The sequence below is a fragment of the Tepidicella xavieri genome (assembly GCF_004363315.1).
Classification (GTDB): Bacteria; Pseudomonadota; Gammaproteobacteria; order Burkholderiales; family Burkholderiaceae_C; genus Tepidicella; species Tepidicella xavieri.
Genome location: NZ_SNYL01000006.1, coordinates 50,369 through 74,107 on the forward strand (window position 1 = coordinate 50,369; position 23,739 = coordinate 74,107).

A 23,739-nucleotide genomic window follows, 5' to 3' on the forward strand; every position below is an offset into this window, starting at 1 on the left:
TTCAGCGCGGGCGGGCCCGCTCGATGATGGCATCCCAATCGACGCCAGCCCCCAGGGCGCCGAAACTGTGCCCCCAGCGGCTATCGAGCCGTGAGTCACAGAAGGCACCCAACACGACCCCTGGCGCACAACGGGCCAGCCACGCGGCTTGCACGGCCAGCGCCACGCGCTCGGCCAGCCGGCGGGCCTCCCACTCGGTGGCCAGGTCTTCCATCTGAGCCGGCAGGTGATCGATCCAGCGGTCCAGCGCGGGGTGAGCGCCACGCGCAGGCGCCAATTCCTGGGCCAGGGCGGCAGCGGCATCGGCTTGCCGCAGCGCGCGCAGCAAGTCCAGCGCCATGATGTTGCCCGCGCCTTCCCAGATGCTGTTGACCGGCATTTCGCGATAGATCCGGGCCATCACGCCCTCGCCCTGCTCCTCCACGTAGCCGTTGCCGCCCAGGCACTCCATGGCCTCCTGGGCAAAGGGGCTGCCGCGCTTGCAAATCCAGAACTTGGCCACGGGAGTGAGCAGGCGTTGCATGACGCGCTCATGCGCGTCGCCACCGGCCCGGTCGAAGCTGTGCGCCAGCCGCAGGGCCAACACGGTGGCCGCCTCGGACTCCAGCGCCAAATCGGCCAGCACGTTTTTCATGAGCGGCTGCTCGATGAGCGGCTTGCCGAAAGCGCGGCGCTGGCGGGTATGGTCGATGGCCAGCGCCAGGGCCTGACGCATCAGTCCGCTGGTGCCCAGGGCGCAATCGAGTCGGGTCATGGTGCCCATGGCCAGGATTTGCGGCACGCCCCGGCCCTCCTCCCCCACCAGCCAGGCCGTGGCGGCGTGAAACTCCACCTCCGCGCTGGCGTTGGCTTTGTTGCCCAGCTTGTCTTTGAGGCGCTGGATGCGCAGCGCATTGACCGATCCGTCCGGCAGCACGCGCGGCAAAAACAGGCAGGACAAGCCCGCCGGCGTCTGGGCCAGAATCAGGAAAGCGTCACACATGGGCGCGGAAAAAAACCACTTGTGCCCGGTGACCACGAAGCGCCGGCCCCAGGCGTCCTCGCCGTCGGGCACGGCTTGGGTGGTGTTGGCGCGCACGTCGGAGCCGCCCTGCTTCTCGGTCATGCCCATGCCCATGGTCACGCCGGCCTTGTCGGTCCAGCGGCGCATGACGGGGTCATAAGCCCGGCTGGTCAGTGCCGGCGCCCAGTCGCGGTAGATGGCGGGATTGCCCCTCAAGGCCGGCGTGGCCGCATAGGTCATGGAAATGGGGCACAGCGTCGCTGGCTCCAGTTCGGTAAAGAGCATGAAGCCGGCGGCGCGGCGCAGATGGGCGTGCCCGCTGGCCTGCTCGGCATCGGCAAAAGGGGCGCCATGCAGACCGGCGGCCACCGCAGCGCCCATCAGCGCATGGTAGCTGGGGTGGAATTCCACCTGATCGATGCGGTGCCCTTGCCGGCTATGGGTGCGCAGCTGGGGCGTGAACACATGGGCCAGCCGGGCGTGCATCTGCATCTCGGCGCTGCCGGCCAACGCCCCCAACTCGACCAGCGCCGATCGGTCCATCGCGGGCGCCAGCCGGTCGAGCGCGTCCTGCATGGGCCGGTTGCCCGCGAACAGGTTGACGTCCTGCAGCGGCAGGGGCTGATTGAATACCTCGTGCGTCTCGTTCATCTCGCTGGCCTCCGTGACCGATGCCGCCCCAGCCCGGCTTCAAACCAGCTTGACGAGCTGCTTGCCGAAGTTGCGCCCTTTGAGCAGGCCCAGAAATGCCTCTGGCGCAGACTCAATGCCGTGGGCCACGGTCTCGCGGGGGCGAAAACGGCCGCTGCCCACCAGTTCAGCCAGTTCGGCCAGCGCCTCGGGCCAGACTTCCATGTGCTCGCTGACGATAAACCCCTCGACCCGCAGGCGATTGATCAGGATCAGCGCCGGGTTGGCCATCGGCAGGGGCTGGCCGTCGTAGCCAGCAATCATGCCGCACACGGCCATGCGGGCGAACGGGTTGGTGCGCAGCATCACCGCGTCGAGCACCATGCCGCCGACGTTTTCAAAATGCCCGTCGATGCCGTGGGGGCAGGCTTGCTTGAGGGCCTTGGCCAATGAAGGGTAATCACGGTGTTGCCGATAGTCGATGCAGTCATCAAAGCCCAATTCATCCTTCACGTAGGCGCATTTGTCAGGCCCACCGGCAATGCCCACCACGCGGCAGCCCCGGGCCTTGGCCAAGGCGCCGACCGCGCTGCCCACGGCGCCACTGGCGGCGCTGACCGTCACGGTCTGCCCGGGCTTGGGGTCGATGATCTTGACCAACCCGTACCAGGCCGTCACGCCGGGCATGCCCACCGCCCCCAGGTAGTGGCTCAACGGGACGTGTGTCGTGTCCACCTTGCGCAGCGCGCCAGGCTGGGAGGCATCCACCACGCTGTACTGCTGCCATCCCCCCATGCCCACCACCTGGTCGCCCGGCGCATAGCGGGGGTGGCGGCTCTCTACCACCTCGCCCACGGTGCCGCCGATCATCACCTCACCCAGCGGCTGCGGTTCGGCATAGCTTTTGGCGTCATTCATGCGCCCGCGCATGTAAGGGTCCAGGCTAAGGTAATGGTGCCGCACCAGCACCTGCCCCTCGGCCAGTGGGGGCGTCTCCACCGTTTCGATGCGGAAATTGCTCACGCTGGCTTCGCCGCGGGGGCGGTTGTCCAGCAGGATACGGGTGTTCAGAGGCATGTCATCTCCTGATGCGGGGCTCAGGCCCCGGAAAGGGAAGCGAAGGAATCAGTCGGTGGAAATGCCGGTGGCAGGCGCATTGAGTGACTGCACGCCCTTGGCCCCCACCGGCAGCCGTTTCACATACTTGAATGTGCCCGTGGCATGGGCGCACAGCCGGCCCTCGGCGTCAAACACCCGGCCTTCGGTGAAGGCCATGGTGGCGGTGCGGTGCAGCAGCCGTCCGCGCGCGCGCTGCAGCCCCTTGGCCGCCTGCATGAATGAGGTTTTCATTTCGATGGTCACGGCCCCCATGTCCGGCTGCACGCTGCGAGCGGCGTGGGCCATCACCACGTCGAGCAGGGTCATGGTGGCCCCGCCGTGGACCACGTTGAACGAATTCAGGTGCTCCGGCGCCGGATCGAAGGTGATTTCGGCCTCGCCATCCTGCCAATGCCGCAGGACGAAGCCCAGATGCTCGACGAAGGGGATTCGGACTGGAAACGCCACTCAACCTCCCGTGATGATGCTCACGCCACCGTCCACCGCCAGCCATTGGCCGGTGATGTGCTTGCCGGCGTCGGAGGCGTACAGCAGCGTCAAGCCCTTGAGGTCTTCATCGTCACCGAGACGGCCCAGCGGGGCGTGCGCGGCCATTTTGTCTTCTCCCAGCGCCTCCAGCGTGCCCTTGGTCATCTTGCTGGGAAAGAAGCCCGGGCAAATGGCGTTGACGCGAATGCCGTAGGGGCCCCATTCGGCCGCCAGCGCCCGGGTGAAGTTGATGACCGCGCCTTTGGAGGTGTTGTAGGCGATGGTGTTCATGCCACGCGGGTTGCCGCCCAGCCCGGCGATGGAGGCCACGTTGATGATGCTGCCTTTGCGCCGGGCGATCATGTGGTGCTTGGCCAGGTATTGACTCAGGATGAAGTAACCGCGCACGTTGAGGTTCATCACCTTGTCCCACGCCTCGATGGGGTGGTCTTCGGCGGGCGCGCCCCAGGCCGCCCCCGCATTGTTGACCAGGATGTCCACCGCCCCCATGCGCTGCAGGGTGTCGGCCGCCAGGCGGTGGATGTCGGCTTCCTTGGCGCAATCGGCGGCGATCCATTGCGCGTCGATGCCCGCCCCACGCAGTTGCGCCACCGCGCCTTCGAGTTCGTCGGCCTTGCGGGCCGTCACCAGCACGCGGGCGCCGGCCTCGCCCAGCGCGTGGGCCATCTGCAGCCCCAGCCCGCGGGAGCCGCCCGTGACGAGCGCCACCCGGCCCTTGAGGTCAAAGAGTTCGTGTACGGTGCGTGACATGCGTGTCTCCTTCTGGGCCCCCAGGGCCCGGTTCAAAATGCGTCTTCAGCCAGTTCGGCACAGGTCATGTCGCGCTGCGTGACGACTTGAAGCCAGGCGCCGATTTTGGGCAACTCGTAGTGAAAGAAGTAGCGGCAGGCGGCCAGCCGGCCCTGCCGGGCCGGTGATGGCGCAGCCAGCAACGCCGCCAGCGCCACATCGAGCCAGATCCAGGCCAGCACGGTGTGCCCAAACGCCTGCATATAGGGTACGGCATTGGCCAGGGCTTCGGTGGGCTGGCCTGTCGCCCATGCGGCTTGGGTGGCGGCACCCACTTGCTGCAAGGCTTGCGCCAGGGCCTGGGCATGGGCCGCCAACTCAGGCCGCTGCATGGCCCGGGCGATAGTACCCTGCATGCGGGCGACCAGCCGTTGCAGGCCTTGGCCGTTTTCCATCAACACCTTGCGGCCCAGCAGGTCGAGCGCCTGGATGCCATGCGTGCCTTCATGGATCATGTTGAGGCGGTTGTCGCGCCAGTACTGCTCCACCGGGAAGTCGCGCGTGTAGCCATAGCCGCCGTGAATCTGGATGGCCAGGCTGTTGGCCTCCAGACACCATTCGCTGGGCCAGCTCTTGGCGATGGGGGTCAGCACTTCCAATAGCAGACGGGCGTCATCGGCCGCTGCGGCGTCGCCGGTGCGCTGCTCGTCCACCAGACGGGCGCAATACAGCTCCAGCGCCAGCGCCCCTTCGCAATAGGCCTTCTGGGCCAGCAGCATGCGCTTGACATCGGCGTGCTCGATGATCCGGACCTGGGGTTGGGTCGGGTCTTTGCCGGCCGGCCCCATGGGGCGCCCCTGCGGGCGGGTTTTCGCATAGTCCAGGCTCGCGTGGTAGCCGGCCATGCCCAGCATGGTGGCTGCCATGCCCACCCCGATGCGCGCCTCGTTCATCATGTGGAACATATAGCTCAGGCCTTTGCCCGGCTCGCCCACCCGATAGCCGATGGCCCCGGCTCCCCGGCCGTCGAGCCCGGCGCCCAAGCCCTCGCCCTGCACCGGGAAACGGCCTTCGCCGAAATTGAGCAGCGTGTTCGTGGTGCCGCGCCAGCCGCATTTGTGGTTCAGGCCGGCCAGGGCCACGTCGTTGCGCACGCCGGTCAAGCGGCCTTGGGTGTCTACCAGCTTCTTCGGCACGATGAACAGGGAAATGCCTTTGACCCCCGGCGGCAGCTTGCCGTCCGGCCCGGGAATCTTGGCCAGCACCAGATGGACGATGTTTTCGGTCAACTCATGCTCGCCGGCCGAAATCCACATCTTGTTGCCGCGCAGGCGGTAACGGGGCCCCAGGGGGTCGGCCTCGAAGCCCTCGCCGTCGGGTGTGGCGCGCGTGGCCACGTCGCTGAGACTCGAACCCGCCTGCGGCTCGCTCAGGCACATCGTCCCGGAAAACCGGCCGCTGAATGCGTTGCGGGCAAACACCTCGCGCTGCAAAGGTGAGCCGTGCGCCATCAGCAAGTTGGCGTTGCCCACCGTGAGCATGCCTGCCCCGATGCTGACGGAGGCCATGGCGAAAAACGCGTTGCCCGCCGCCTCCACCGTGTAAGGCAGCTGCATGCCGCCCACGTCATGGTCTTGGGCCGCGCTGAGCATGCCAGAGGCGGCATAGGCGTCCCAAGCGTCTTTCGTGGCCTGGGGCAAGATCACCTTTTCGCCGTCGAATTGCGGCTCCTGGGTGTCCACCAGGCGGTTGAAGGGGGCGAACTTCTCGCGGGCGATGCGCTCGCAGGTGTCGAGCACGGCGTCGAAGGTCTCGCGGCTGTGGTCCGCGAAACGCGCGCGCTCGCTGAGGGTCTGCACCCCCAGCCAGTCGTAGAGCAGAAAATCGACGGTGGGGCGCAGGCTCATGCTCACTCCGTCGTCACAGCACCTCGAACACGCCAGCGGCCCCCATGCCCCCGCCGATGCACATGGTCACGCACACCCGCTTGGCGCCCCGGCGCTTGCCTTCGATGAGCGCATGCCCGGTGAGCCGCTGGCCACTGACGCCGTAAGGGTGCCCCAGGGCGATGGCGCCGCCGTTGACGTTGAGCCGCTCGTTGGGAATACCCAGCCGGTCGCGGCAGTAGATCACCTGCACCGCAAAGGCCTCGTTGAGCTCCCACAGGTCGATGTCTTCGACCTTCAGCCCCAGTTTGTCGAGCACCTTGGGCACGGCGAATACGGGGCCAATGCCCATCTCGTCAGGCTCGCAGCCGGCCACGGCAAAGCCCAGGAAACGCCCCAGCGGCTGGAGGTTGTGGCGGCTGGCATACGCCTCACTGACGACCACGCAGGCCCCGGCCCCATCGCTGAACTGGCTGGCATTGCCCGCGGCCACCAGCCCGCCCGGCAGCGCCGGCCGAATGCCGCTGATGCCTTCTTTGGTGGTGCCTTCGCGCAGCCCTTCGTCTTTGCTCACCGTCACCTGCCGGGTGATGAGGCCCAGCGTCTTGTCGGCCACCCCCATGGTCACGGTAATCGGCGCGATTTCCGCCTCGAACAACCCGGCGGCCTGCGCCGCGCAGGCTTTCTGCTGGCTCGCCGCGCCATACTCGTCCATCGCGTCGCGGCCGATGCCGTACCGCTTGGCCACCTGCTCGGCCGTTTGCAGCATGGTCCAGTAAATCTCAGGTTTTTTCTTCTTCAGCAGGGGATCGAAGGCCATGTGCATGTTCATTTCCTGCTGCACGCAGGAAATGCTTTCCACGCCACCGGCCACGTACACATCGCCCTCACCGGCGATGATGCGCTGCGCCGCCAAGGCAATCGTCTGCAAGCCGGAGGAGCAAAACCGGTTGACCGTCAGCCCGGAGGTGGTGATCGGGCAGCCGGCGGCCAACGCGATCTGGCGCGCGATGTTCATGCCAGTCGCCCCTTCCGGGTTGGCGCAGCCCATGATCACGTCTTCCACCTCGGCGGCGTCGATGCCGGCGCGGGCAATCGCGTGCTGCACGGCATGGCCCCCAAGGGTGGCGCCATGGGTCATGTTGAAGGCCCCTTTCCAGCTCTTGGCCAGCGGGGTGCGTGCGGTCGATACGATGACGGCTTGGGTCATGGTCGTTCCTTGCGATTCGGGATGGGGTGGCGAGGCATCAGCGGTTGAGGTCGGCGAAGGTCTTGCCTTCGGCCAGCAGGCGCCGGATCAGAGGGGCGGGCTGCCAGAATTGCGCGTCGTCATGCGGATTGCGGGCAAAGCGCTTCATGGCCTCGGCCACGTTGAACAGCCCCACGAAATCGGCGTAGTGCATCGGGCCGCCCCGGTGGACCGGGAAGCCATAGCCCGTGAGGTACACCATGTCGATGTCGCTCGGCCGGCTGGCAATGCCTTCCTCCAGAATGTGCGCCGCCTCGTTGACCAGCGCATACACCAGGCGCTGCACGATTTCCTCGTCTGCAATCTGACGCGGGGTGATGCCCAGCGCCTGGCGATGCCGCTCGATCATCTCGACCACCACCGGGCTGGGAATGGCATCGCGCTTGCCGGGGGCGTAGTCGTACCAGCCGGCGCCGGTTTTCTGCCCAAAACGCCCCATCTCGCACAGCAAATCGGCCGTCTTGCTGTAGCGCAGATGGGGTTTTTCCACATAGCGGCGCTTGCGAATGGCCCAGCCAATGTCGTTGCCGGCCAGGTCGCCCATGCGGAATGGCCCCATGGCAAAGCCGAACTTCTCGATCGCCTGATCGACTTGCTGAGGCGTACACCCCTCTTCCAGCAAAAACCCGGCTTGGCGGCTGTACTGCTCGATCATGCGGTTGCCGATGAAGCCATCGCACACCCCAGCGACCACGCAAGTCTTCTTGATCTTCTTGCCGATGGCCATCACGGTGGCCAGCACATCCTTGGCGGTTTTCTCGCCACGCACCACTTCCAGCAGCTTCATCACATTGGCCGGGCTGAAGAAGTGCATCCCCACCACGTCCTGCGGGCGCTGGGTGAATGCGGCAATCTTGTTCACATCCAGCGTGGAGGTGTTGGTGGCCAGGATGGCGCCGGGCTTGATCACCGCATCGAGTTGCCTGAACACCTGCTCTTTCACCCCTATCTCCTCAAACACCGCTTCGATCACCAGGTCGGCGTCGGCAATGTCCTGATACTTCAAGGTGGTGGAGAGCAGCGCCATGCGCTGCTCGTAGATGTCCTGCTTGAGCTTGCCTTTGGCCACCTGGGCTTCGTAGTTCTTGCGGATGGTGGCCAGCCCGCGGTCCAACGCCTCCTGCTTCATTTCCAGGATCGTGACCGGAATGCCCGCATTGAGGAAGTTCATGCTGATGCCGCCACCCATGGTGCCAGCACCGATGACGGCCACCTTCGCCACCGTGCGTTGCGGGGTGTCGGCCGGCACATCCGGGATTTTGCTGGCCGCCCGCTCGGCCACGAACAGGTGGCGCAGCGCCATGCACTCCGGGGTCATCATCAGGTTGACGAAGGTCTCGCGCTCATAGGCCATGCCCTCATCAAACTTTTTCTTCGTGGCGGCTTCCACCGCGTCCACGCATTTGACCGGCGCCGGAAAGTGCTTCGCCATGCCGCGAACCATGTTGCGGGCAAACTGGAAGTAGCCGTCGCCCTGGGGGTGCTTGCAGGGCAGGTCGCGCAACCGCGGCAGCGGCTCGCCTGCGGCGTGCTTGGCCGCCGCCTCCCGGGCCAGCGCCAGGGCCTCATCCATCAGGCTGTCGGCGCTGGCCGCCAGCTTGTCAAAGAGCTTTTGGCCGGGAATCTGGGCCAGCAACTCGCTTTTCACCGGCTCACCGCTGACGATGAGGTTGAGCGCCGGCTCCACGCCAATGGCGCGGGGCAGCCGCTGCGTCCCACCCGCGCCCGGAATCAAGCCGAGCTTGACCTCCGGCAGGGCCACGCTGGCGCCGGGCGCGGTAATCCGGTAATGGCACCCCAGCGACAGTTCCAGCCCTCCCCCCATCACCACGGTGTGCAACGCGGCCACGACAGGCTTGGGCGAGGCTTCCAGCGCGTTGATCACGCTGATGAGGTTGGGGTCCTGATAGGCTTTGGGGGAGCCGAACTCCTTGATGTCGGCGCCGCTGGAAAACGCCTTGCCGGCCCCGGTGATCACGATGGCCCGCACGGCGGCGTCTTCGATGGCTTGCTCCAGCGCCCGCGCAATCCCCTGGCGGGTGCTCAGCCCCAGACCGTTCATGGGCGGGTTGTCGAGGGTGATGACGGCCACGTCGCCGTGGACCTGGTAATGCGCGGTCATGCGGTCTCCTTGTCTGACTGAAAGCCAATGAACGGCCACAAAAAGAACGACCGTTCGTGTTATTGCATTGTAGGAAGTCTGCCGCGCATGAGCCCGGCCGTCTGTCACCTGTTTGTCTCGGGGCAGCGGCTTGCGCGCGCCGGGTCAGACCTCCAGCCACTCCTTGCGCACATAGGGGTTGGCTTTGAGCGCGGCGGGGGTGTCGTCGAACACGATGCTGCCGTGCCCCATCACCAGCGCGCGGTCTGAGATGTTCAGAGCAATCGTGAGCTTTTGCTCGATCAGCAGCACCGAGACGCCCTTTTCTTTGAGCTTCTGCAGAAAATCGGCCACCTGCTCGACGATCTTCGGCGCCAGCCCTTCCGTGGGCTCATCGATAATGATGAGCTCCGGGTCGCCCATGAGGGTGCGGCAAAGGGTCAGCATCTGCTGCTCCCCCCCCGACATGACGCCAGCCTCGGTATGCTGGCGCTCCTTGAGGCGGGGAAACATGGCATACATGTCGTCAAAACTCCAGCGGCTGCCTTTGCCCCGCCCTTTCTGCCCCAGCATCAGGTTCTGGTGCACCGTCAGCTTGGGGAAGATTTCCCGGTTTTCCGGCACATAGCCGATGCCCAGATGGGCGATCTCGAAAGGCTTCATGCCGCGAATCGGCCGGCCTTTCCAACGAATCTCGCCTTCCGAATCGACCAACCCCATGATGGCTTTGGCCGTGGTGGAGCGCCCCGATCCGTTGCGCCCGAGCAAAGCCACGATTTCGCCTTGGGCCACCTTGAAGTGCACCCCGTGCAGGACGTGGCTCTTGCCGTAGTAGGCGTGCAGGTTGTTGATGTCCAGCATGTCTGTCGTCCGTTTTCGTTCAATGCGCCGCACCCGCTGCCTGCTCCTCGGCCAGCACCGAGCCCAGGTAGGCTTCCTGCACGCGCTGGTTCGCCCGCACGGCTTCGGGGGTGTCGTAGGCAATCACCTCGCCATAGACCACGACGGCGATCTTGTCGGCCAAGCCAAACACCACCCCCATGTCGTGTTCCACCGTCAACAGCGTCTTGCCCACCGTCACTTCACGGATGAGCTCGATAAACCGCTTGGTCTCGCTCTTGCTCATGCCGGCGGTGGGTTCATCCAGCAGCACCACATTGGCCCCGCCTGCAATGGTGATGCCAATTTCCAGCGCCCGCTGTTCGGCATAGGTCAGGTTCATGGCCAGCGTGTCACGCTTCTTGTCCAGCCGGATCATCTCCAGCAGCTCTTCGGCCCGCTCATTGGCGTCGTCCAGATCGGCCAGAAATTTGAAAAAGGTGTACTTGTAGCCCAGACTCCACAGCACCCCGCAGCGCAGATTCTCGAACACGCTGAGCTTGGGGAAGATGTTGGTGATCTGGAAGCTGCGCGACAACCCCAGCCGGTTGATCTCGAACGGCTTCTTGCCATCGATGCGCTGGCCGTTGAGCCACACTTCGCCGGAAGTTGGCGCAAAGCGCCCGCTGATGAGGTTGAACAGCGTGGACTTGCCCGCCCCATTGGGGCCGATGATGGCCACTCGCTCGCCGGCCTGAACCGCCAGATTGGCTCCCCGGATGATCTCCGTCTTGCCAAAGCTCTTGCGCAGGTCCTTGAGTTCCAGAACGTAAGGCGTGCTCATCAGGTGGTCTCCCGGCGTTTGATCTCTTTTTCGATATAGGTCTGGATCTCGGCCCACTGGCGGCGGAAATGGTGCCGCGTCAGCTCGAACAACCCCAGGCCCGTCAGCGCCACGAACACCGAGCCGAACCAGCTCGACGTCTCACGGGCATTGAGCGTCACGCCCAGGAACCGCACCTCATCGCCCAGCGCCGTATTGAGCTGCAGGTGGTACACCATCTCGATCATGGCCCCAGCGCCCACGAGGAAGACCAGCGCCGTGGTGCCCAACGCCAGATAGCTCACCCACAACTCCCGCAGGCGGCCAAACATGGCCACGCGCAGGTTCATCATGATCAGGCTGGCAATGCCGCCTGGGGCATACATCACCATGAACAAGAAGATCAAGCCCAGATACAGCAGCCAGGCTTTGGTGATTTCCGAAAACAGGACGAAGGCCAGCACCATCAGCACCCCGCCGATGATGGGGCCGAAGAAGAACGTGGCCCCGCCCAGGAACGTGAACAGCAGGTAGCCACCGGAGCGGATCGGCCCGACCACTTCGGCCGTCACGATCTCGAACTGAATGGCAGCCAGTCCCCCGGCGATGCCGGCAAAGAACCCGGCAATCATGAACACCAGATAACGCACCATCTGCGTGTTGTAGCCAATGAACTCCACCCGCTCCGGGTTATCGCGCACGGCATTGATGATGCGCCCCAGCGGCGTGCGGGTGAAGGCATACATCAGCGCCACCGAGATGAAGGTGTACACCGCAATCAGGTAGTACACCTGGATGTTGGGCCCGTACGTGATGCCCAGGAAAGGCTCTCCCACCACCCGGTCGGCCGAAATGCCCGCCTCCCCCCCAAAGAAGTCGGAGAACATCAGCGACATGGCAAACACCAACTCGCCGATCCCCAAGGTGATCATCGCGAAGGGGGTGCCGGCCTTCTTCGTCGTCACATAGCCAAACAACATGGCAAAAAACAGCCCGGCCAGCCCACCCACGAGCGGAATCAGGCTCACCGGCAAGGACATCAGGCCGTCAGAGACGCGCAGCAGCGTGTGAATGGCCACGTAGGAGCCCAGCCCGGTATAGACCGCATGCCCGAAGCTCAGCATCCCCCCTTGGCCGAGCAGCATGTTGTACGACAGGCAGGCGATGATGGCGATGCCCATCTGCGCCAACATGCTGATGGACAAATTGCTGTCGAACACCTGAGGCGCGAAGATCAGCACCAACGCGAACAGCGACCAGATGATCCAGCGCCCGACGTTGTACGGCTTGAAACTGTAGTAAGCGGTAGTCATAGGTGTGCAGCCTCAGGTTTCACGGTTGCCCAGCAGCCCCCTGGGGCGGAAAATCAGGATCAGCACGAGGAACAGATACGGCAGGATGGGCGCGACCTGGGAAATCGTCAGGCGCAACAGATCGTTCTGCCGCGCCGCATCCGACAGCTCGATGCCCATGTTCGAGAGCACGCTGGCCAGTGAGTGGTCCAGCACCACCGCGAAGGTCTGCACCACGCCAATGATGAGCGAAGCCAGGAAAGCGCCCGACAAAGAACCCAATCCGCCCACCACCACCACCACGAAAATCAGCGAACCCAGCGTCAGCGCCATCGCCGGTTCCGTGACGAACGTGCTGCCGCCAATCACTCCGGCCAGCCCCGCCAGGGCCGTGCCCGCGCCAAACACCAGCATGAACACGCGCGGCACGTTGTGGCCCAGCGCCTCCACCATTTCAGGGTGCGTGAGCGCCGCCTGGATCACCATCCCCACCCGCGTGCGGGTGATGAGCAACCACAAGCTGACCAGCATCACCACCGCCACCAGCATCATGAATGCGCGAGTGGCGGGAAAGTAGGAGCACACGGTGCCGGTGGCCGCGCTGCACAAATCGGCCGGCGCGCGGCCCCACATGAAGCCCATGGTGTCATCGGCGTAATGCAGCAGGGTGAACGCCGAGCCCTGCAGGATCTCCGCAGGCCGGAATTCCACAGCCGAACGCCCCCAGATGAGCTGCACCAATTCCAGGATGATGTAAGACAGGCCAAAGGTGATCAGCAGTTCCGGCACGTGCCCGTACTTGTGCACCTTGCGCAGGCTGGTGCGCTCGAATGCCGCCCCCATCAGACCGACCAGGATGGGCGCCACGAGCAGGGCCACCCAGAAGCCGGCCACCTGGGCAATCGAATACCCCAGGTACGCCCCCACCATGTAGAAGCTGGCGTGGGCGAAGTTCAGCACACCCATCATGCTGAAGATGAGCGTGAGGCCCGAACTGAGCATGAACAGCAGCAGGCCGTAACTCAGCCCGTTCAGCATGGAGATGATGAAAAATTCCAGCGTCACATCGTTTCTGGCCAAAGCCAGCCTCTTGAGACAACAGTCCAGCCCCGCCAGCCATTAGATGGCACCGCGATCAGGGGCTGGGTTGAAAAACCGGGGCCCGGCACGCATAGGGCCCCGGTGTGTCAGGGTCGCGCAGGCAGCGTCAGCCCGGGCGCCGCATCTGGCAGCTGGTCGGCGTGCTGGCCACGTAGGCAGGGAATTCACGCACCGGCACCAGGGTCATCCCGGTGTTCTCCGGGCTGTACGGGTGTTTGGCGTCCACTTTCTGCCAGCGGGTCAGGTACAGGGGTTGCTGCAATTGGTGATCCGTGCGGCGCATTTCCACTTCGCCGTTGTAGCCCTGGAACTTCAAGCCGGAAAGGGCATGCGCCACCTTCACCGGATCGGTGCTCTTGGCGTTGGCCATGGCCTGCGCAAGCCCCTTGTAGATGTTCACCACGGACCCAGTGTAGAAGTCATCGTTGAAGCGCTGCTTGAACTCGGCCATCCATTTGTCCATCTGGCCGCCCATGTTGTAGTGGTTGTAACCCACCTGGTACACCCGGCCTTCGGCCTGGGTACCCAGCGCGGTCGGGGTACCCGTCACGCCCGCGTAGTAAGTGAAGAAGCGCACATTCAAACCGGCCTCATTGGCGGCACGCACCAGCAGGGAGAGGTCGGAGCCCCAGTTGCCAGTGATCACCGTATCAGCACCCGAGGCGCGAATCTTGGCGACATAGGGCGCAAAATCACGAACTTGGGCCAGCGGATGCAGGTCTTCGCCCACGATCTCGATGTCGGGGCGCTTGCGCTTGAGGCTTTCCTTGGCGTACTTTGCCACCTGATGGCCATGGGAGTAGTTCTGGTTGATCAGGAACACCTTCTTGATGGTCGGATCGTCCTTCATGAAGGCGGTCATTGCTTCGATCTTCATGGAGGTGTCGGCATCGAAGCGGAAGTGCCAGAAGCTGCATTTGCTGTTGGTGAAGTCAGGGTCCACAGCAGAATGGTTCAGGAACACCACCTCCTTGCCAGGGTTGCGGCTGTTGTGGCGGTTGAGCGCGTCGATCAGGGCACCGGCCACCGAAGAGCCGTTGCCCTGCGTGATGTAGCGAACACCCTGATCGATCGCGGCCTGCAGAGCCGTGAGGCTTTCGGCGGGACTGAGCTTGTTGTCGAAGCCTATCACCTCGAACTTGACTCCAGCGGGGTTGGCATCGCCACTCAATTTTTCTGCGAAGAACTGGAAACTGCGCAGCTGGTTGGTGCCCACCGGGGCCATGAGGCCCGACAGTGGGTCGATCCAGGCAATCTTCACCGTTTCGCCCTTCTGGGCGAACGCCGTGAAGGCGCAGGTCAGCATGGCAGCACCGGTCAGGGCTTTGATCATGAGTTTCATCGGTTTGTCTCCTTGGGGTGGTGGAACGTACAAAGCTTACTGGGGACTTGCAAACACGCTCTCAGGGATAGCCCTAGCCCCTATCGCCTGAGTGACTGCGCGGCCCGGCATCACAGCCCCGGCAGCCGGTAATCGGCCAGCTGCTCACGCAGCTTGACCTTCTGCATCTTGCCAGTGGCGCCCAGCGGAATGGATTCCACGAACACCACGTCATCTGGAATCTGCCACTTGGCGATCTTGCCTTCATAGAAAGCCAGCAATTCCTCGCGGGTCACCTCCTGGCCGGGTTTCTTGACCACGACCACGATGGGGCGTTCATCCCACTTGGGGTGCTTCACCCCAATACAGGCCGCCATCAACACGGCGGGATGCGCCATGGCGATGTTCTCCACGTCGATGGAACTGATCCACTCCCCACCGGACTTGATCACGTCCTTGCTGCGGTCGGTGATCTGCATGAAGCCGTCGGCATCGATGGTGGCGACGTCGCCCGTCGGGAACCAGCCATCGATCAGCGGCGGCTTGCCCTCGCCCTTGTAGTAGTCGCGAATGATCCAGGGGCCCTTGACCAGCAAATCCCCCGAAGACTTGCCGTCCCAGGGCAGCTCCCGCCCTTCGGCATCCACCACCTTCATGTCGATGCCGAAGATCGCACGCCCCTGCTTGAGGCGGATTTTCATCTGCTCCTCGGGCGGCAGCAGCAAGTGCTTGTTCTTCAATGTGCACAGCGTGCCCAGCGGGCTCATCTCGGTCATGCCCCAGGCGTGGAGCACTTCCACGTCATACTGTTCGCGGAAGGCCGTGATCATGGCCGGCGGGCACGCGGAGCCGCCGATCACGGTGCGCGTCAGATGCGGCAGCTTCAGCCCGTTTTGCGCCATGTGGGTCAGCAGCATCTGCCACACCGTGGGCACGCCGGCCGCGAAGGTCACGCGCTCGCCATCCAGCAGTTCGTAGATGGACTTGCCGTCCATGGCCGGGCCGGGGAACACCAGCTTGCACCCCACCGCGCAGGCCGAATAGGGAATGCCCCAGGCATTGACATGGAACATCGGCACCACAGGCAGCACGCAATCGCGCGCGCTCAGGCACATCACGTCCGGCAGCGCCGCGGCATAGGCATGCAGAATGGTGGATTTGTGGCTGTACAGCGCGGCCTTGGGGTTGCCGGTGGTGCCGCTGGTGTAGCACATGCTGGAGGCAGTTTCGTCGTCGAACCGGGGCCAGGCATAGGTGGCGGAATGCTTGCCAATGAGCGACTCGTAACTCACCAATCCGGCCAGCGTCTGGCCGTCGGTCACTTTGGCCAGGTGGGCATCGTCACACAGCGCCACCCAGTGCTTGACCGTGGGGCATTTGTCATGGATGGCCTTGACGATGGGCCAGAACGTCATATCAAAAAACAGGGCCTGGTCCTCGGCATGGTTCATGATCCAGGCGATCTGCTCTGGGATGAGCCGCGGGTTGATGGTGTGCAGCACACGGCCCGAGCCGCTGACGCCGAAGTACATTTCGAAATGGCGGTAGCCGTTCCACGCCAGCGAAGCCACCCGGTCGCCTTGGACCAATCCCATCGCGTCGAGCGCATGGGCCAACTGCCGGGCTCGGTTGGCCGCCTGCCGGTAGGTGGTGCGGTGAATATCGCCTTCGACGCGCCGCGACACGATTTCCACATCCCCATGGTGGCGGGCAGCGTGTTCGATGAGGTCTGAAATCAGCAAGGGCTGATCCTGCATCAAGCCGAGCATGAATAGTCTCCGTGGGTGGTTTTCAATCACTGGTCAACGCCCAACTATCTGGCGTTCCTGCATCTCTGGCATCATGGGAAACCCCGAAAGCGTGTTTGAATCTGTCGCAGAGCCGACATCTGTTTTCGCCGAGATCGATTGCCCATGCTGTTAGAGCCCCGTACGCCCGCCAGTGTGTTTCTGCACGCCCAGCCCTGGTTCGCTTGTATGTCCGCCGAGGAAAAAAACGAACTGCTCGACGCCATGGTGCTGCGCAAAGCCACCAAGGGAGAAATTCTGTTGGCCGAGGGGGAACCCATCGACGGCTGGTACGGCGTGCTCTCGGGCATGGCCAAGCTCCAGACCAAGGCCCCCGACGGGCGGCTCTCGGCCTTTCTGGGCGTGCCGGCCGGGGAATGGTTCGGCGAAGGCTCGGTGCTCAAAGAACCGGCCTGGCGCTACGACGTCATTGCCCTGCGCGACACCACGCTCATCGGCATGCCTTTGGCGCACTTCCAGCGCCTGTACCGGCACAGCCTGCCCTTTGCCCACTTCCTGATCGAGCGCCTGAACATGCGGCTGGGGCAAGCCATGACGGTCATCGAGTCCGGCCGCTTGCGCAGCCCGGACGAGCGCGTGGCCCAGTACCTGACGCACTTCTGCTGGTCCGGCGTGCGCAAGATCACGCTGTCGCAGGAAGACCTCGGCCATTTGGCCGGCCTGTCGCGGCAGACCATCAACCGCGTCCTCAAGCAGTTCGAGGCCCAAGGCTGGGTGTCGCTGGAGTTTGGGCGGGTGGAAATCCTGCAACCCCAGGCGCTGGAGCAACTGGCCAACCCTGTGGGGAACAGGGGCAACGATTCCGGATCACAATCCCACGAAGGATGAGGCGGGCACCAGACGGCTTGCCGTCCACGGCTTCTTGAGATTGTGCAGTGACGTTCCCTATCCAGAAAACAGACGCCGAATGGCGCGCCCTGCTGGCCACCAAAGGGGCCGAGCCCATGGCATATGAGGTCACGCGCCATGCCTACACCGAGCGGCCCTACACCGGCCGCTACGAGCAGGTCTGGGCCGACGGCAGCTACCACTGCATTTGCTGCGGCAACCGGCTGTTTGACAGCCAGACCAAGTTCGATGCCGGCTGCGGCTGGCCCAGCTTCTACGACGCCGCACCCGGCGCCATCGTCGAGCGCACCGACACCAGCCACGGCATGCGACGCGTCGAGACGCTGTGCAGCCAGTGCGGTGCCCACCTGGGGCACGTTTTCGACGACGGCCCCCAGCCCACCGGACTGCGTTACTGCACCAATTCCGCCGCCCTGGAGCTCAAGCCGCGATAATCCGGGGATGCGCCTTCTCATCGACTTCTTTCCCATCGCCCTGTTCGTCGTGGCCTATAAGATGCACGACATCTACGCCGCCACGGCCGTACTCATGGGCGCGACCGTGGTGCAAACGGGGCTGATCTACGCCATCGACCGTCGGCTGCAAACGCTGCAAAAAGTTACCCTGCTGCTGGTGCTCATCTTCGGCACGCTGACCCTGCTGTTGCAAGACGAGCGCTTCATCAAATGGAAGCCCACCGTCATGTACGCCAGCATGGCGCTGGTGCTGGGCGCGGCGTTGTGGATCTGGAAGAAAAACTTCCTGCAAATGTTGCTGAGCAGCCAGCTCAAGCTGCCCGATGGCGTCTGGGCGCGGCTGACCGTGGCGTGGGTGCTCTACTTCCTGTTCATGGCCGGCATCAATGCCTATGTGGCCGCCTATTTTTCCACCGAAGCCTGGGTCAACTTCAAACTGTGGGGCTACATCTTTCCCGTGATGTTCCTGATTGGCCAAGGCATTTACGTGGCCAAGCACCTCAAGGACGACCCCTCCACCGAAAAACCGTGACTGCCACCCCGCCCACCGCTGAAGCCCTCGAAGCCGCTTTGCGCCAGCGGCTGGCCCCCACCCGGCTCACCGTGCTGGACGAAAGCGCCGCCCACGCCGGTCATGCCGGCGCCAACGGGCTGGGCTATGGCACCCACTTCCGGGTGCGCATCGCCTCACCCCGTTTTGCCGGCCTGAGCCGGCTGGCCGCTCACCGGCTTGTGTATGATGCGCTGCAGGCGCACATCGATGCGGGGCTGCACGCCTTGGCCATCGAAATCGAACGCTGATTGGTCTTTTTCACACACCTCCCCATGAAACACCTGCTCACCGCCGTGGCCTTGGCCACCACCCTGGCTCTGCCCGCCTTCGCCCAAAACGTCGCCATCGTCAATGGCAAGCCCGTGCCCACCGCGCGGTTAGACAATCTGGTGCAACAGCTCGAACGCTCCGGCCGCCCGGTCGATGCCCAGATGCGCGAACAACTCAAGGAGGAGGTCATCCTGCGCGAAATCTTTGCCCAGGAAGCCGAAAAGCGCGGCATCAAAGCCTCCCCGGAATACCACTCCCAAGTGGAATTCGCCACCCAGACGATTCTGATTCGCGAGTTGTTCAACGACTATCAGCGCAAAAACCCCGTCACCGCCGCCGAGGTGAAGGCCGAGTACGACAAGTTCGTGGCCGCCAACAGCGGCCAGGAATACCGCTCTCGGCACATTCTCGTGGCCACCGAAGACGAGGCCAAAGCCATCATCGCCGACATCAAGCGCGGCGCCCGCTTTGAAGAATTGGCACGCACACGCTCCATCGACACCGGCTCCGGCCAGGCCGGCGGCGACCTGGACTGGGCCACCGCCGACGTGTTTGTGCCCGAGTTCTCTGAGGCCATGATCAAACTGGCCAAAGGCCAGATGACCGAGGCGCCCGTGCGCAGCCAGTTCGGCTGGCACATCATCCGCGTGGACGACATTCGCCAAGCCCAATTGCCGAGCCTGGAAGAACTGCGCCCGCAAATCGAGCAAACCTTGCAGCAGCAAAAACTGCTGGATTTCCAGGAAAACCTGCGCGCCAAGGCGCGGATTCAATAATTCAGCCGCCCCTGCTCCGCCCCTCGCCCTGAGGGGTTTGGAGCCAACAAAAAAGCCCAAGCGGATCGCTTGGGCTTTTGGCGTATCTGGTGGGTGATACATGGATCGAACATGTGACCCCTGCCGTGTGAAGGCAGTGCTCTACCGCTGAGCTAATCACCCGAAAGACTCTGATTATACACTGGAAACTCACCCCGGCGCCACCGCCCGCCACACCGTTTTGCCTTTGCTCGCTTTGTCCAGATCGGCCAGCACGGCTTCATGGGCCTGCAACTCCTGCTCGCTGGGCTTGAGCACCGGCAGCTCGAAGCGCGACACATCCACCGTGCGAAGCTCGGCCTGGGGCGTGCCAGGCGCATCCAGCTCGATGACCAGGGCGTCCTGCCCCCGGGTCATGTGGATGTAAACCTCGGCCAGCAGTTCGGCATCGAGCAAGGCGCCGTGCAAGGTGCGGCTGGAGTTGTCCACGCCCAGGCGATCGCACAGCGCGTCGAGCCCGTTGCGCTTGCCGGGGAACATCTCCTTGGCCATGACCAAGGTGTCGATCACGCCGCTGACGAGATCGCGCGTCTTGCCGTGCCCGAGCCGGCGGAACTCTTCGTCCAGAAAGCCCAGGTCGAACGGCGCGTTGTGAATGATGAGCTCGGCGCCGGCCAAATAGTCCAGCAAGTCGTTGGCCACATCGGCAAACTTGGGCTTGTCGGCCAGGAATTCGAGGGTGATGCCGTGCACCCGCAAGGCATCTTCGTGAATGTCGCGCTCGGGGTTGAGGTAGTAGTGCCGGTTGTTGCCCGTGAGCTTGCGGTTGAGCAGTTCCACACAACCGATCTCGATGATCCGGTCGCCATCCTGCGCAGACAGGCCCGTGGTCTCGGTATCCAGAACGATTTGACGCATGGCGTGAGCGGAATCAGTGATGCTCGCGGGCGTGGTTGATGGTGTAGCGCGGGATTTCGATGGTCAAGTCGGTGCTGCCCAGTCGCACCTGGCAGCTCAGCCGCGACTGCGGCTCCAGCCCCCAGGCTTTGTCGAGCAGGTCCTCCTCCTCTTCGCTGGCTTCGTTCAAGGTTTCGAAGCCTTGGCGCACGATCACGTGACAGGTGGTGCAGGCACAGCTCATGTCGCAGGCGTGCTCGATGTCGATGTCGTTGTCCAGCAGGGCCTCGCACAGGCTGGTGCCTGGCAGCGCTTGGATCTGGGCGCCTTCGGGGCAATACTCGGGATGCGGCAGGATGCGGATGGTGGGCATGGGCGGCTCAAAGCTCGTCGATATTGTGCCCGGCCAGGGCCCGGGCGATGCTGCGGTTCATGCGTCGGGCGGCGAATTCCTCCGCGCCTTTGGCCAGGGCTTGGGTGGCGGCTTCGATGGCCGCGGCATCCTCGCTGCCTTGGGTGTGCAGCACGGCTTCGATGAGGCCCTCGATGTCTGCGCGCTCGTCCGGGGAAAGCAGGTCGCCATCGGCTTGCAGGGCGGCTCGGGTGGCATCGGCCATGCGCTCGGCCTCGACCCGGGCTTCGACCAGGGCACGGGCCTGCATGTCTTGCGCGGCAGTGGCAAAGCTGTCTTGCAGCATGGCAGCGATCTGCTCATCGCTGAGGCCGTACGACGGCTTGACATCGATGCGGGCCTCCACCCCGGTGGTCTGTTCGCGCGCGCTGACGGTCAACAGTCCATCGGCATCGACGGTGAAAGTTACGCGGATGCGGGCCGCGCCCGCGGCCATCGGCGGAATGCCGCGCAGCTCGAAACGGGCCAGGCTGCGGCAATCGGCCACCAAATCGCGCTCGCCCTGCACCACGTGCAAGGCGAGCGCGGTCTGCCCGTCTTTGAACGTGGTGAAATCTTGCGCCATGGCGGTGGGGATGGTGGTGTTGCGCGGCACGATGCGCTCGACCAGCCCGCCCATGGTCTCGATGCCCAACGACAGCGGGATGACGTCGAGCAGCAGCAAGTCCCCCTCGGGGTTGTTGCCGGCCAGCTGGTTCGCCTGGATGGCCGCCCCCAGCGCCACCACCTCGTCCGGATTCAGGTTGACCAGCGGCGGCTGGCCGAACAACGCTTCGACGGCTCGCCGCACCACCGGCATGCGGGTAGAGCCCCCCACCAGCACCACCCCTTTGACATCGGCAGGCTGCAGCCGCGCATCGCGCAGCACCCGGCGCACGACGGCCACGGTGCGGTCGGTCAAAGCAGCTGTGGCCGCGGCGAAATCCGCACCGCTCACAGACCACTTCAGCAAGCGGCCCTGCACCTCGGCCTCAAACGGCACAGCGCCCTCTTCGGGCTGGGCAGACAGGGCCTCTTTGACGCGCCGCGCCTCGGCCAGCACCGCAGCCCGTTGCGTGGCAGGCAGTTCGGCCGCCTGCACCGGCCAGCCGGCGCGAGCAAGCAGCGCATCGGCCAAGGCGCGGTCGTAGTCGTCACCGCCCAGCGCCGAGTCGCCCCCGGTGGCCAGGACCTCGAAAACACCGCGGGTCAGCCGCAAGATGGACACGTCGAAAGTGCCACCGCCCAGGTCGTACACGGCATACACGCCTTCGGCGGCCTGATCCAGCCCGTAGGCGATGGCCGCCGCCGTGGGTTCGTTGATCAGGCGCAGCACATTCAACCCGGCCATCTGGGCGGCGTCTTTGGTGGCCTGGCGTTGGGCATCGTCGAAATAGGCCGGCACGGTGATGACCGCTCCATACACTTCGCTGTCAAAAGTGTCTTCGGCACGCTGGCGCAACACCGCCAGGATTTCGGCGCTGACCTCCACCGGCGACTTGTCGCCCGCCACCGTCCGCACGGCGGCCATGCCCGGCCCATCGACCACTTGATAGGGCAGCTTGTCGAGCACGCCTTGGGCGTCCAGGTCCTCGCGCTTGCGGCCCATCAAGCGCTTGACCGAGCTGATGGTGTTGAGCGGGTCATCGACCTGCGCGGCCAAGGCCTCATGGCCAATCTGGCGGCTGGGGCGAGCGCCCGGCGGCAAATAGCGCACCACGCTGGGCAGAATGACCCGGCCCTGGGCATCGGGCAGACATTCTGGCGAGCCGTGGCGCACAGCGGCCACGAGCGAGTGGGTGGTGCCCAAATCGATGCCGATGGCAATGCGCCGCTGATGCGGATCGGGGCTTTGGCCGGGTTCGGAAATTTGGAGTAGTGCCATGTATCGGGTTCAGAGCCGTTCCAGGCGATGGTACAGGTCTTCGGCAAAGCGCTCGACGAACATGAGGGCACGCACGTGGCTGACCGCGGCCTGGGCGTCTTGGCGCTGGTCGATGGCTTGGGCCAGGTCGGCCAGCAGCCGGTCACGGGTTTGACGCACATCGTCCAGCAGGGCTTGCACAGCGGCTTCGTCCGAGGCCTCGTCCAGCGCTTCGCGCCACTGCATTTGCTGCATGAGGAAGTCGGGCGGCATGGCGGTGTTGCTGTCGGCTCGCACCGGCACGCCATGCAGTTCGCACCAATAGGCGGCCCGCTTGATCGGGTCTTTGAGGCGGGCGTAAGCCTCGTTGACGCGCACCGACCATTGCATGGCCACCCGCTGGGCGGCTGCGCCCTGGGTGGCGAAGCGGTCGGGGTGCGTCTGGCGCTGAAGCTGCTTCCAGCGCTCGTCCAACGTGGCTCGGTCCAGCGCGAACCGCCGCGGCAGCCCCAGCAGGGCAAAATCGTCGGCTTGCAAAGACGGCACCGGCGATGCCACCGATGGCCCCGCCGCGGCCTCAGACACGGAAGGATTCGCCACAGCCGCAACGGTCGCGTTCGTTGGGGTTGTTGAACTTGAAGCCCTCATTGAGCCCTTCACGCACGAAGTCAAGCTGCGTGCCGTCCAGATAAGGCATGCTCTTGGGATCGACCAGGATCTTGATGCCGTGATCCTCGAAAACCAGGTCCTCGGGGGCCACTTCGTCCGCGTATTCGAGCTTGTAGGCCAAGCCCGAGCAGCCGGTGGTCTTGACCCCCAGGCGCACCCCTACCCCCTTGCCACGGCGGGCCAGGTATTTGCTGACGTGCTTGGCAGCGGCTTCGGTCACAGTGACGGGCATGGCGCTCACCTTGTGTCGATCTTCTCTGCCGCCTCAGTGCGCATGCTTGCGGCGGTAGTCTTCCACCGCTGCCTTGATGGCGTCTTCGGCCAGGATGGAGCAATGGATTTTCACGGGCGGCAGAGCCAGTTCTTCGGCAATCTGGCTGTTCTTGATCTGCGTGGCTTCATCCAGCGTCTTGCCCTTGACCCATTCCGTGACCAGGGAGCTCGATGCGATGGCCGAGCCACAGCCATAGGTCTTGAAGCGGGCATCTTCGATCAGCCCGGTTTCGGGGTTGACCTTGATTTGCAGCTTCATCACGTCGCCGCAAGCCGGCGCTCCCACCATGCCGGTGCCGACGGTGTCGTCGCCTTTGTCGAAGCTGCCGACGTTGCGGGGGTTTTCGTAGTGGTCGATGACTTTGTCGCTGTATGCCATGTCAGTACTCCTGT

At 64.3% G+C, this 23,739-nt stretch carries 24 protein-coding genes and 1 tRNA gene; 5 read left to right on the forward strand and 20 right to left on the reverse strand.

The features are described 5' to 3' along the window. Nucleotide 1: 1 nt before the first annotated feature. The 13 genes from DFR43_RS06425 to DFR43_RS06485 all read right to left on the reverse strand — a co-directional run bounded on the left by DFR43_RS06425 (nucleotide 2) and on the right by DFR43_RS06485 (nucleotide 16,331). Nucleotides 2–1,654 (reverse strand): isovaleryl-CoA dehydrogenase, encoded by a 1,653-nt coding sequence (locus DFR43_RS06425; protein ID WP_133596817.1) that lies wholly within the window; start codon nucleotides 1,652–1,654, stop codon nucleotides 2–4. Nucleotides 1,655–1,693: 39 nt separating this feature from the next. Then, on the reverse strand, nucleotides 1,694–2,710 hold the full coding sequence (locus tag DFR43_RS06430) for an NADP-dependent oxidoreductase (protein ID WP_133596819.1): 1,017 nt from the start codon (nucleotides 2,708–2,710) through the stop codon (nucleotides 1,694–1,696). Between the two features lie 48 nt (nucleotides 2,711–2,758). Then, nucleotides 2,759–3,199, reverse strand: a complete 441-nt coding sequence (locus tag DFR43_RS06435; protein ID WP_133596821.1) for a PaaI family thioesterase — start codon at nucleotides 3,197–3,199, stop codon at nucleotides 2,759–2,761. Then, nucleotides 3,200–3,991: an SDR family oxidoreductase gene (locus DFR43_RS06440; protein ID WP_133596823.1), complete on the reverse strand. Its 792-nt coding sequence runs from the start codon at nucleotides 3,989–3,991 to the stop codon at nucleotides 3,200–3,202. Between the two features lie 32 nt (nucleotides 3,992–4,023). Next, a complete protein-coding gene (locus DFR43_RS06445; protein ID WP_133596825.1) occupies nucleotides 4,024–5,877 on the reverse strand; it encodes an acyl-CoA dehydrogenase in 1,854 nt (617 codons plus the stop codon). A 13-nt stretch (nucleotides 5,878–5,890) separates the two neighbouring features. After that, nucleotides 5,891–7,066: an acetyl-CoA C-acyltransferase gene (locus DFR43_RS06450; protein WP_133596827.1), complete on the reverse strand. Its 1,176-nt coding sequence runs from the start codon at nucleotides 7,064–7,066 to the stop codon at nucleotides 5,891–5,893. 37 nt (nucleotides 7,067–7,103) lie between these two features. Next, nucleotides 7,104–9,227 (reverse strand): 3-hydroxyacyl-CoA dehydrogenase NAD-binding domain-containing protein, encoded by a 2,124-nt coding sequence (locus DFR43_RS06455; RefSeq protein ID WP_133596829.1) that lies wholly within the window; start codon nucleotides 9,225–9,227, stop codon nucleotides 7,104–7,106. 144 nt (nucleotides 9,228–9,371) lie between these two features. Further along, on the reverse strand, nucleotides 9,372–10,067 hold the full coding sequence (locus tag DFR43_RS06460; RefSeq protein WP_133596831.1) for an ABC transporter ATP-binding protein: 696 nt from the start codon (nucleotides 10,065–10,067) through the stop codon (nucleotides 9,372–9,374). A 19-nt stretch (nucleotides 10,068–10,086) separates the two neighbouring features. Continuing rightward, on the reverse strand, nucleotides 10,087–10,869 hold the full coding sequence (locus tag DFR43_RS06465) for an ABC transporter ATP-binding protein (RefSeq protein ID WP_133596833.1): 783 nt from the start codon (nucleotides 10,867–10,869) through the stop codon (nucleotides 10,087–10,089). Next, complete coding sequence (locus tag DFR43_RS06470) at nucleotides 10,869–12,161, reverse strand: branched-chain amino acid ABC transporter permease (RefSeq protein ID WP_133596835.1); 1,293 nt, start codon at nucleotides 12,159–12,161, stop codon at nucleotides 10,869–10,871. Before DFR43_RS06470 ends, DFR43_RS06465 begins: the two co-directional genes overlap by 1 nt. 12 nt (nucleotides 12,162–12,173) lie before the next feature. Beyond that, nucleotides 12,174–13,199, reverse strand: coding sequence for a branched-chain amino acid ABC transporter permease (locus DFR43_RS06475; RefSeq protein WP_133597050.1), 1,026 nt, complete (start codon nucleotides 13,197–13,199; stop codon nucleotides 12,174–12,176). A 148-nt stretch (nucleotides 13,200–13,347) separates the two neighbouring features. After that, the gene (locus DFR43_RS06480) at nucleotides 13,348–14,583 is read right to left on the reverse strand and encodes a branched-chain amino acid ABC transporter substrate-binding protein (RefSeq protein ID WP_133596837.1); all 1,236 of its coding nucleotides are present in this window, start codon (nucleotides 14,581–14,583) and stop codon (nucleotides 13,348–13,350) included. A 110-nt stretch (nucleotides 14,584–14,693) separates the two neighbouring features. Then, nucleotides 14,694–16,331, reverse strand: a complete 1,638-nt coding sequence (locus tag DFR43_RS06485; protein WP_133596839.1) for a 3-(methylthio)propionyl-CoA ligase — start codon at nucleotides 16,329–16,331, stop codon at nucleotides 14,694–14,696. A 207-nt stretch (nucleotides 16,332–16,538) separates the two neighbouring features. Between DFR43_RS06485 and DFR43_RS06490 the strand changes: the two genes are divergently transcribed. The 5 genes from DFR43_RS06490 to DFR43_RS06510 are packed head-to-tail and all read left to right on the forward strand — an operon-like array spanning nucleotide 16,539 to nucleotide 19,273. Next, nucleotides 16,539–17,198: a Crp/Fnr family transcriptional regulator gene (locus DFR43_RS06490; protein ID WP_245988852.1), complete on the forward strand. Its 660-nt coding sequence runs from the start codon at nucleotides 16,539–16,541 to the stop codon at nucleotides 17,196–17,198. A gap of 47 nt (nucleotides 17,199–17,245) precedes the next feature. Then, entirely contained in the window at nucleotides 17,246–17,653 is a 408-nt protein-coding gene (gene msrB / locus DFR43_RS06495; RefSeq protein WP_133596843.1) for a peptide-methionine (R)-S-oxide reductase MsrB, read from the forward strand. Between the two features lie 7 nt (nucleotides 17,654–17,660). Beyond that, nucleotides 17,661–18,206: a septation protein A gene (locus DFR43_RS06500; protein WP_133596846.1), complete on the forward strand. Its 546-nt coding sequence runs from the start codon at nucleotides 17,661–17,663 to the stop codon at nucleotides 18,204–18,206. Next, on the forward strand, nucleotides 18,203–18,475 hold the full coding sequence (locus DFR43_RS06505; protein WP_133596848.1) for a BolA family protein: 273 nt from the start codon (nucleotides 18,203–18,205) through the stop codon (nucleotides 18,473–18,475). The genes DFR43_RS06500 and DFR43_RS06505 overlap by 4 nt, the downstream gene beginning before the upstream one ends. Before the next feature lie 24 nt (nucleotides 18,476–18,499). Next, nucleotides 18,500–19,273: a foldase protein PrsA gene (locus DFR43_RS06510; protein ID WP_133596850.1), complete on the forward strand. Its 774-nt coding sequence runs from the start codon at nucleotides 18,500–18,502 to the stop codon at nucleotides 19,271–19,273. Nucleotides 19,274–19,360: 87 nt separating this feature from the next. Here the strand turns inward: DFR43_RS06510 and DFR43_RS06515 are convergent. The 7 genes from DFR43_RS06515 to iscU all read right to left on the reverse strand — a co-directional run bounded on the left by DFR43_RS06515 (nucleotide 19,361) and on the right by iscU (nucleotide 23,725). Continuing rightward, a tRNA-Val gene (locus DFR43_RS06515) sits at nucleotides 19,361–19,435 on the reverse strand. Nucleotides 19,436–19,462: 27 nt separating this feature from the next. Then, nucleotides 19,463–20,170, reverse strand: coding sequence for a DNA polymerase III subunit epsilon (dnaQ, locus tag DFR43_RS06520; RefSeq protein ID WP_133596852.1), 708 nt, complete (start codon nucleotides 20,168–20,170; stop codon nucleotides 19,463–19,465). Between the two features lie 13 nt (nucleotides 20,171–20,183). Further along, nucleotides 20,184–20,522 (reverse strand): ISC system 2Fe-2S type ferredoxin, encoded by a 339-nt coding sequence (fdx, locus tag DFR43_RS06525; RefSeq protein ID WP_133596854.1) that lies wholly within the window; start codon nucleotides 20,520–20,522, stop codon nucleotides 20,184–20,186. Between the two features lie 7 nt (nucleotides 20,523–20,529). Next, nucleotides 20,530–22,425 (reverse strand): Fe-S protein assembly chaperone HscA, encoded by a 1,896-nt coding sequence (gene hscA, locus DFR43_RS06530; protein WP_133596857.1) that lies wholly within the window; start codon nucleotides 22,423–22,425, stop codon nucleotides 20,530–20,532. A 9-nt stretch (nucleotides 22,426–22,434) separates the two neighbouring features. Beyond that, on the reverse strand, nucleotides 22,435–22,989 hold the full coding sequence (gene hscB / locus DFR43_RS06535) for a Fe-S protein assembly co-chaperone HscB (protein WP_245988853.1): 555 nt from the start codon (nucleotides 22,987–22,989) through the stop codon (nucleotides 22,435–22,437). Next, on the reverse strand, nucleotides 22,982–23,305 hold the full coding sequence (iscA, locus tag DFR43_RS06540; protein ID WP_133596861.1) for an iron-sulfur cluster assembly protein IscA: 324 nt from the start codon (nucleotides 23,303–23,305) through the stop codon (nucleotides 22,982–22,984). The genes hscB and iscA overlap by 8 nt, the downstream gene beginning before the upstream one ends. A gap of 33 nt (nucleotides 23,306–23,338) precedes the next feature. After that, nucleotides 23,339–23,725 (reverse strand): Fe-S cluster assembly scaffold IscU, encoded by a 387-nt coding sequence (iscU, locus tag DFR43_RS06545; protein ID WP_133596863.1) that lies wholly within the window; start codon nucleotides 23,723–23,725, stop codon nucleotides 23,339–23,341. Between the last annotated feature and the right edge of the window lie 14 nt (nucleotides 23,726–23,739).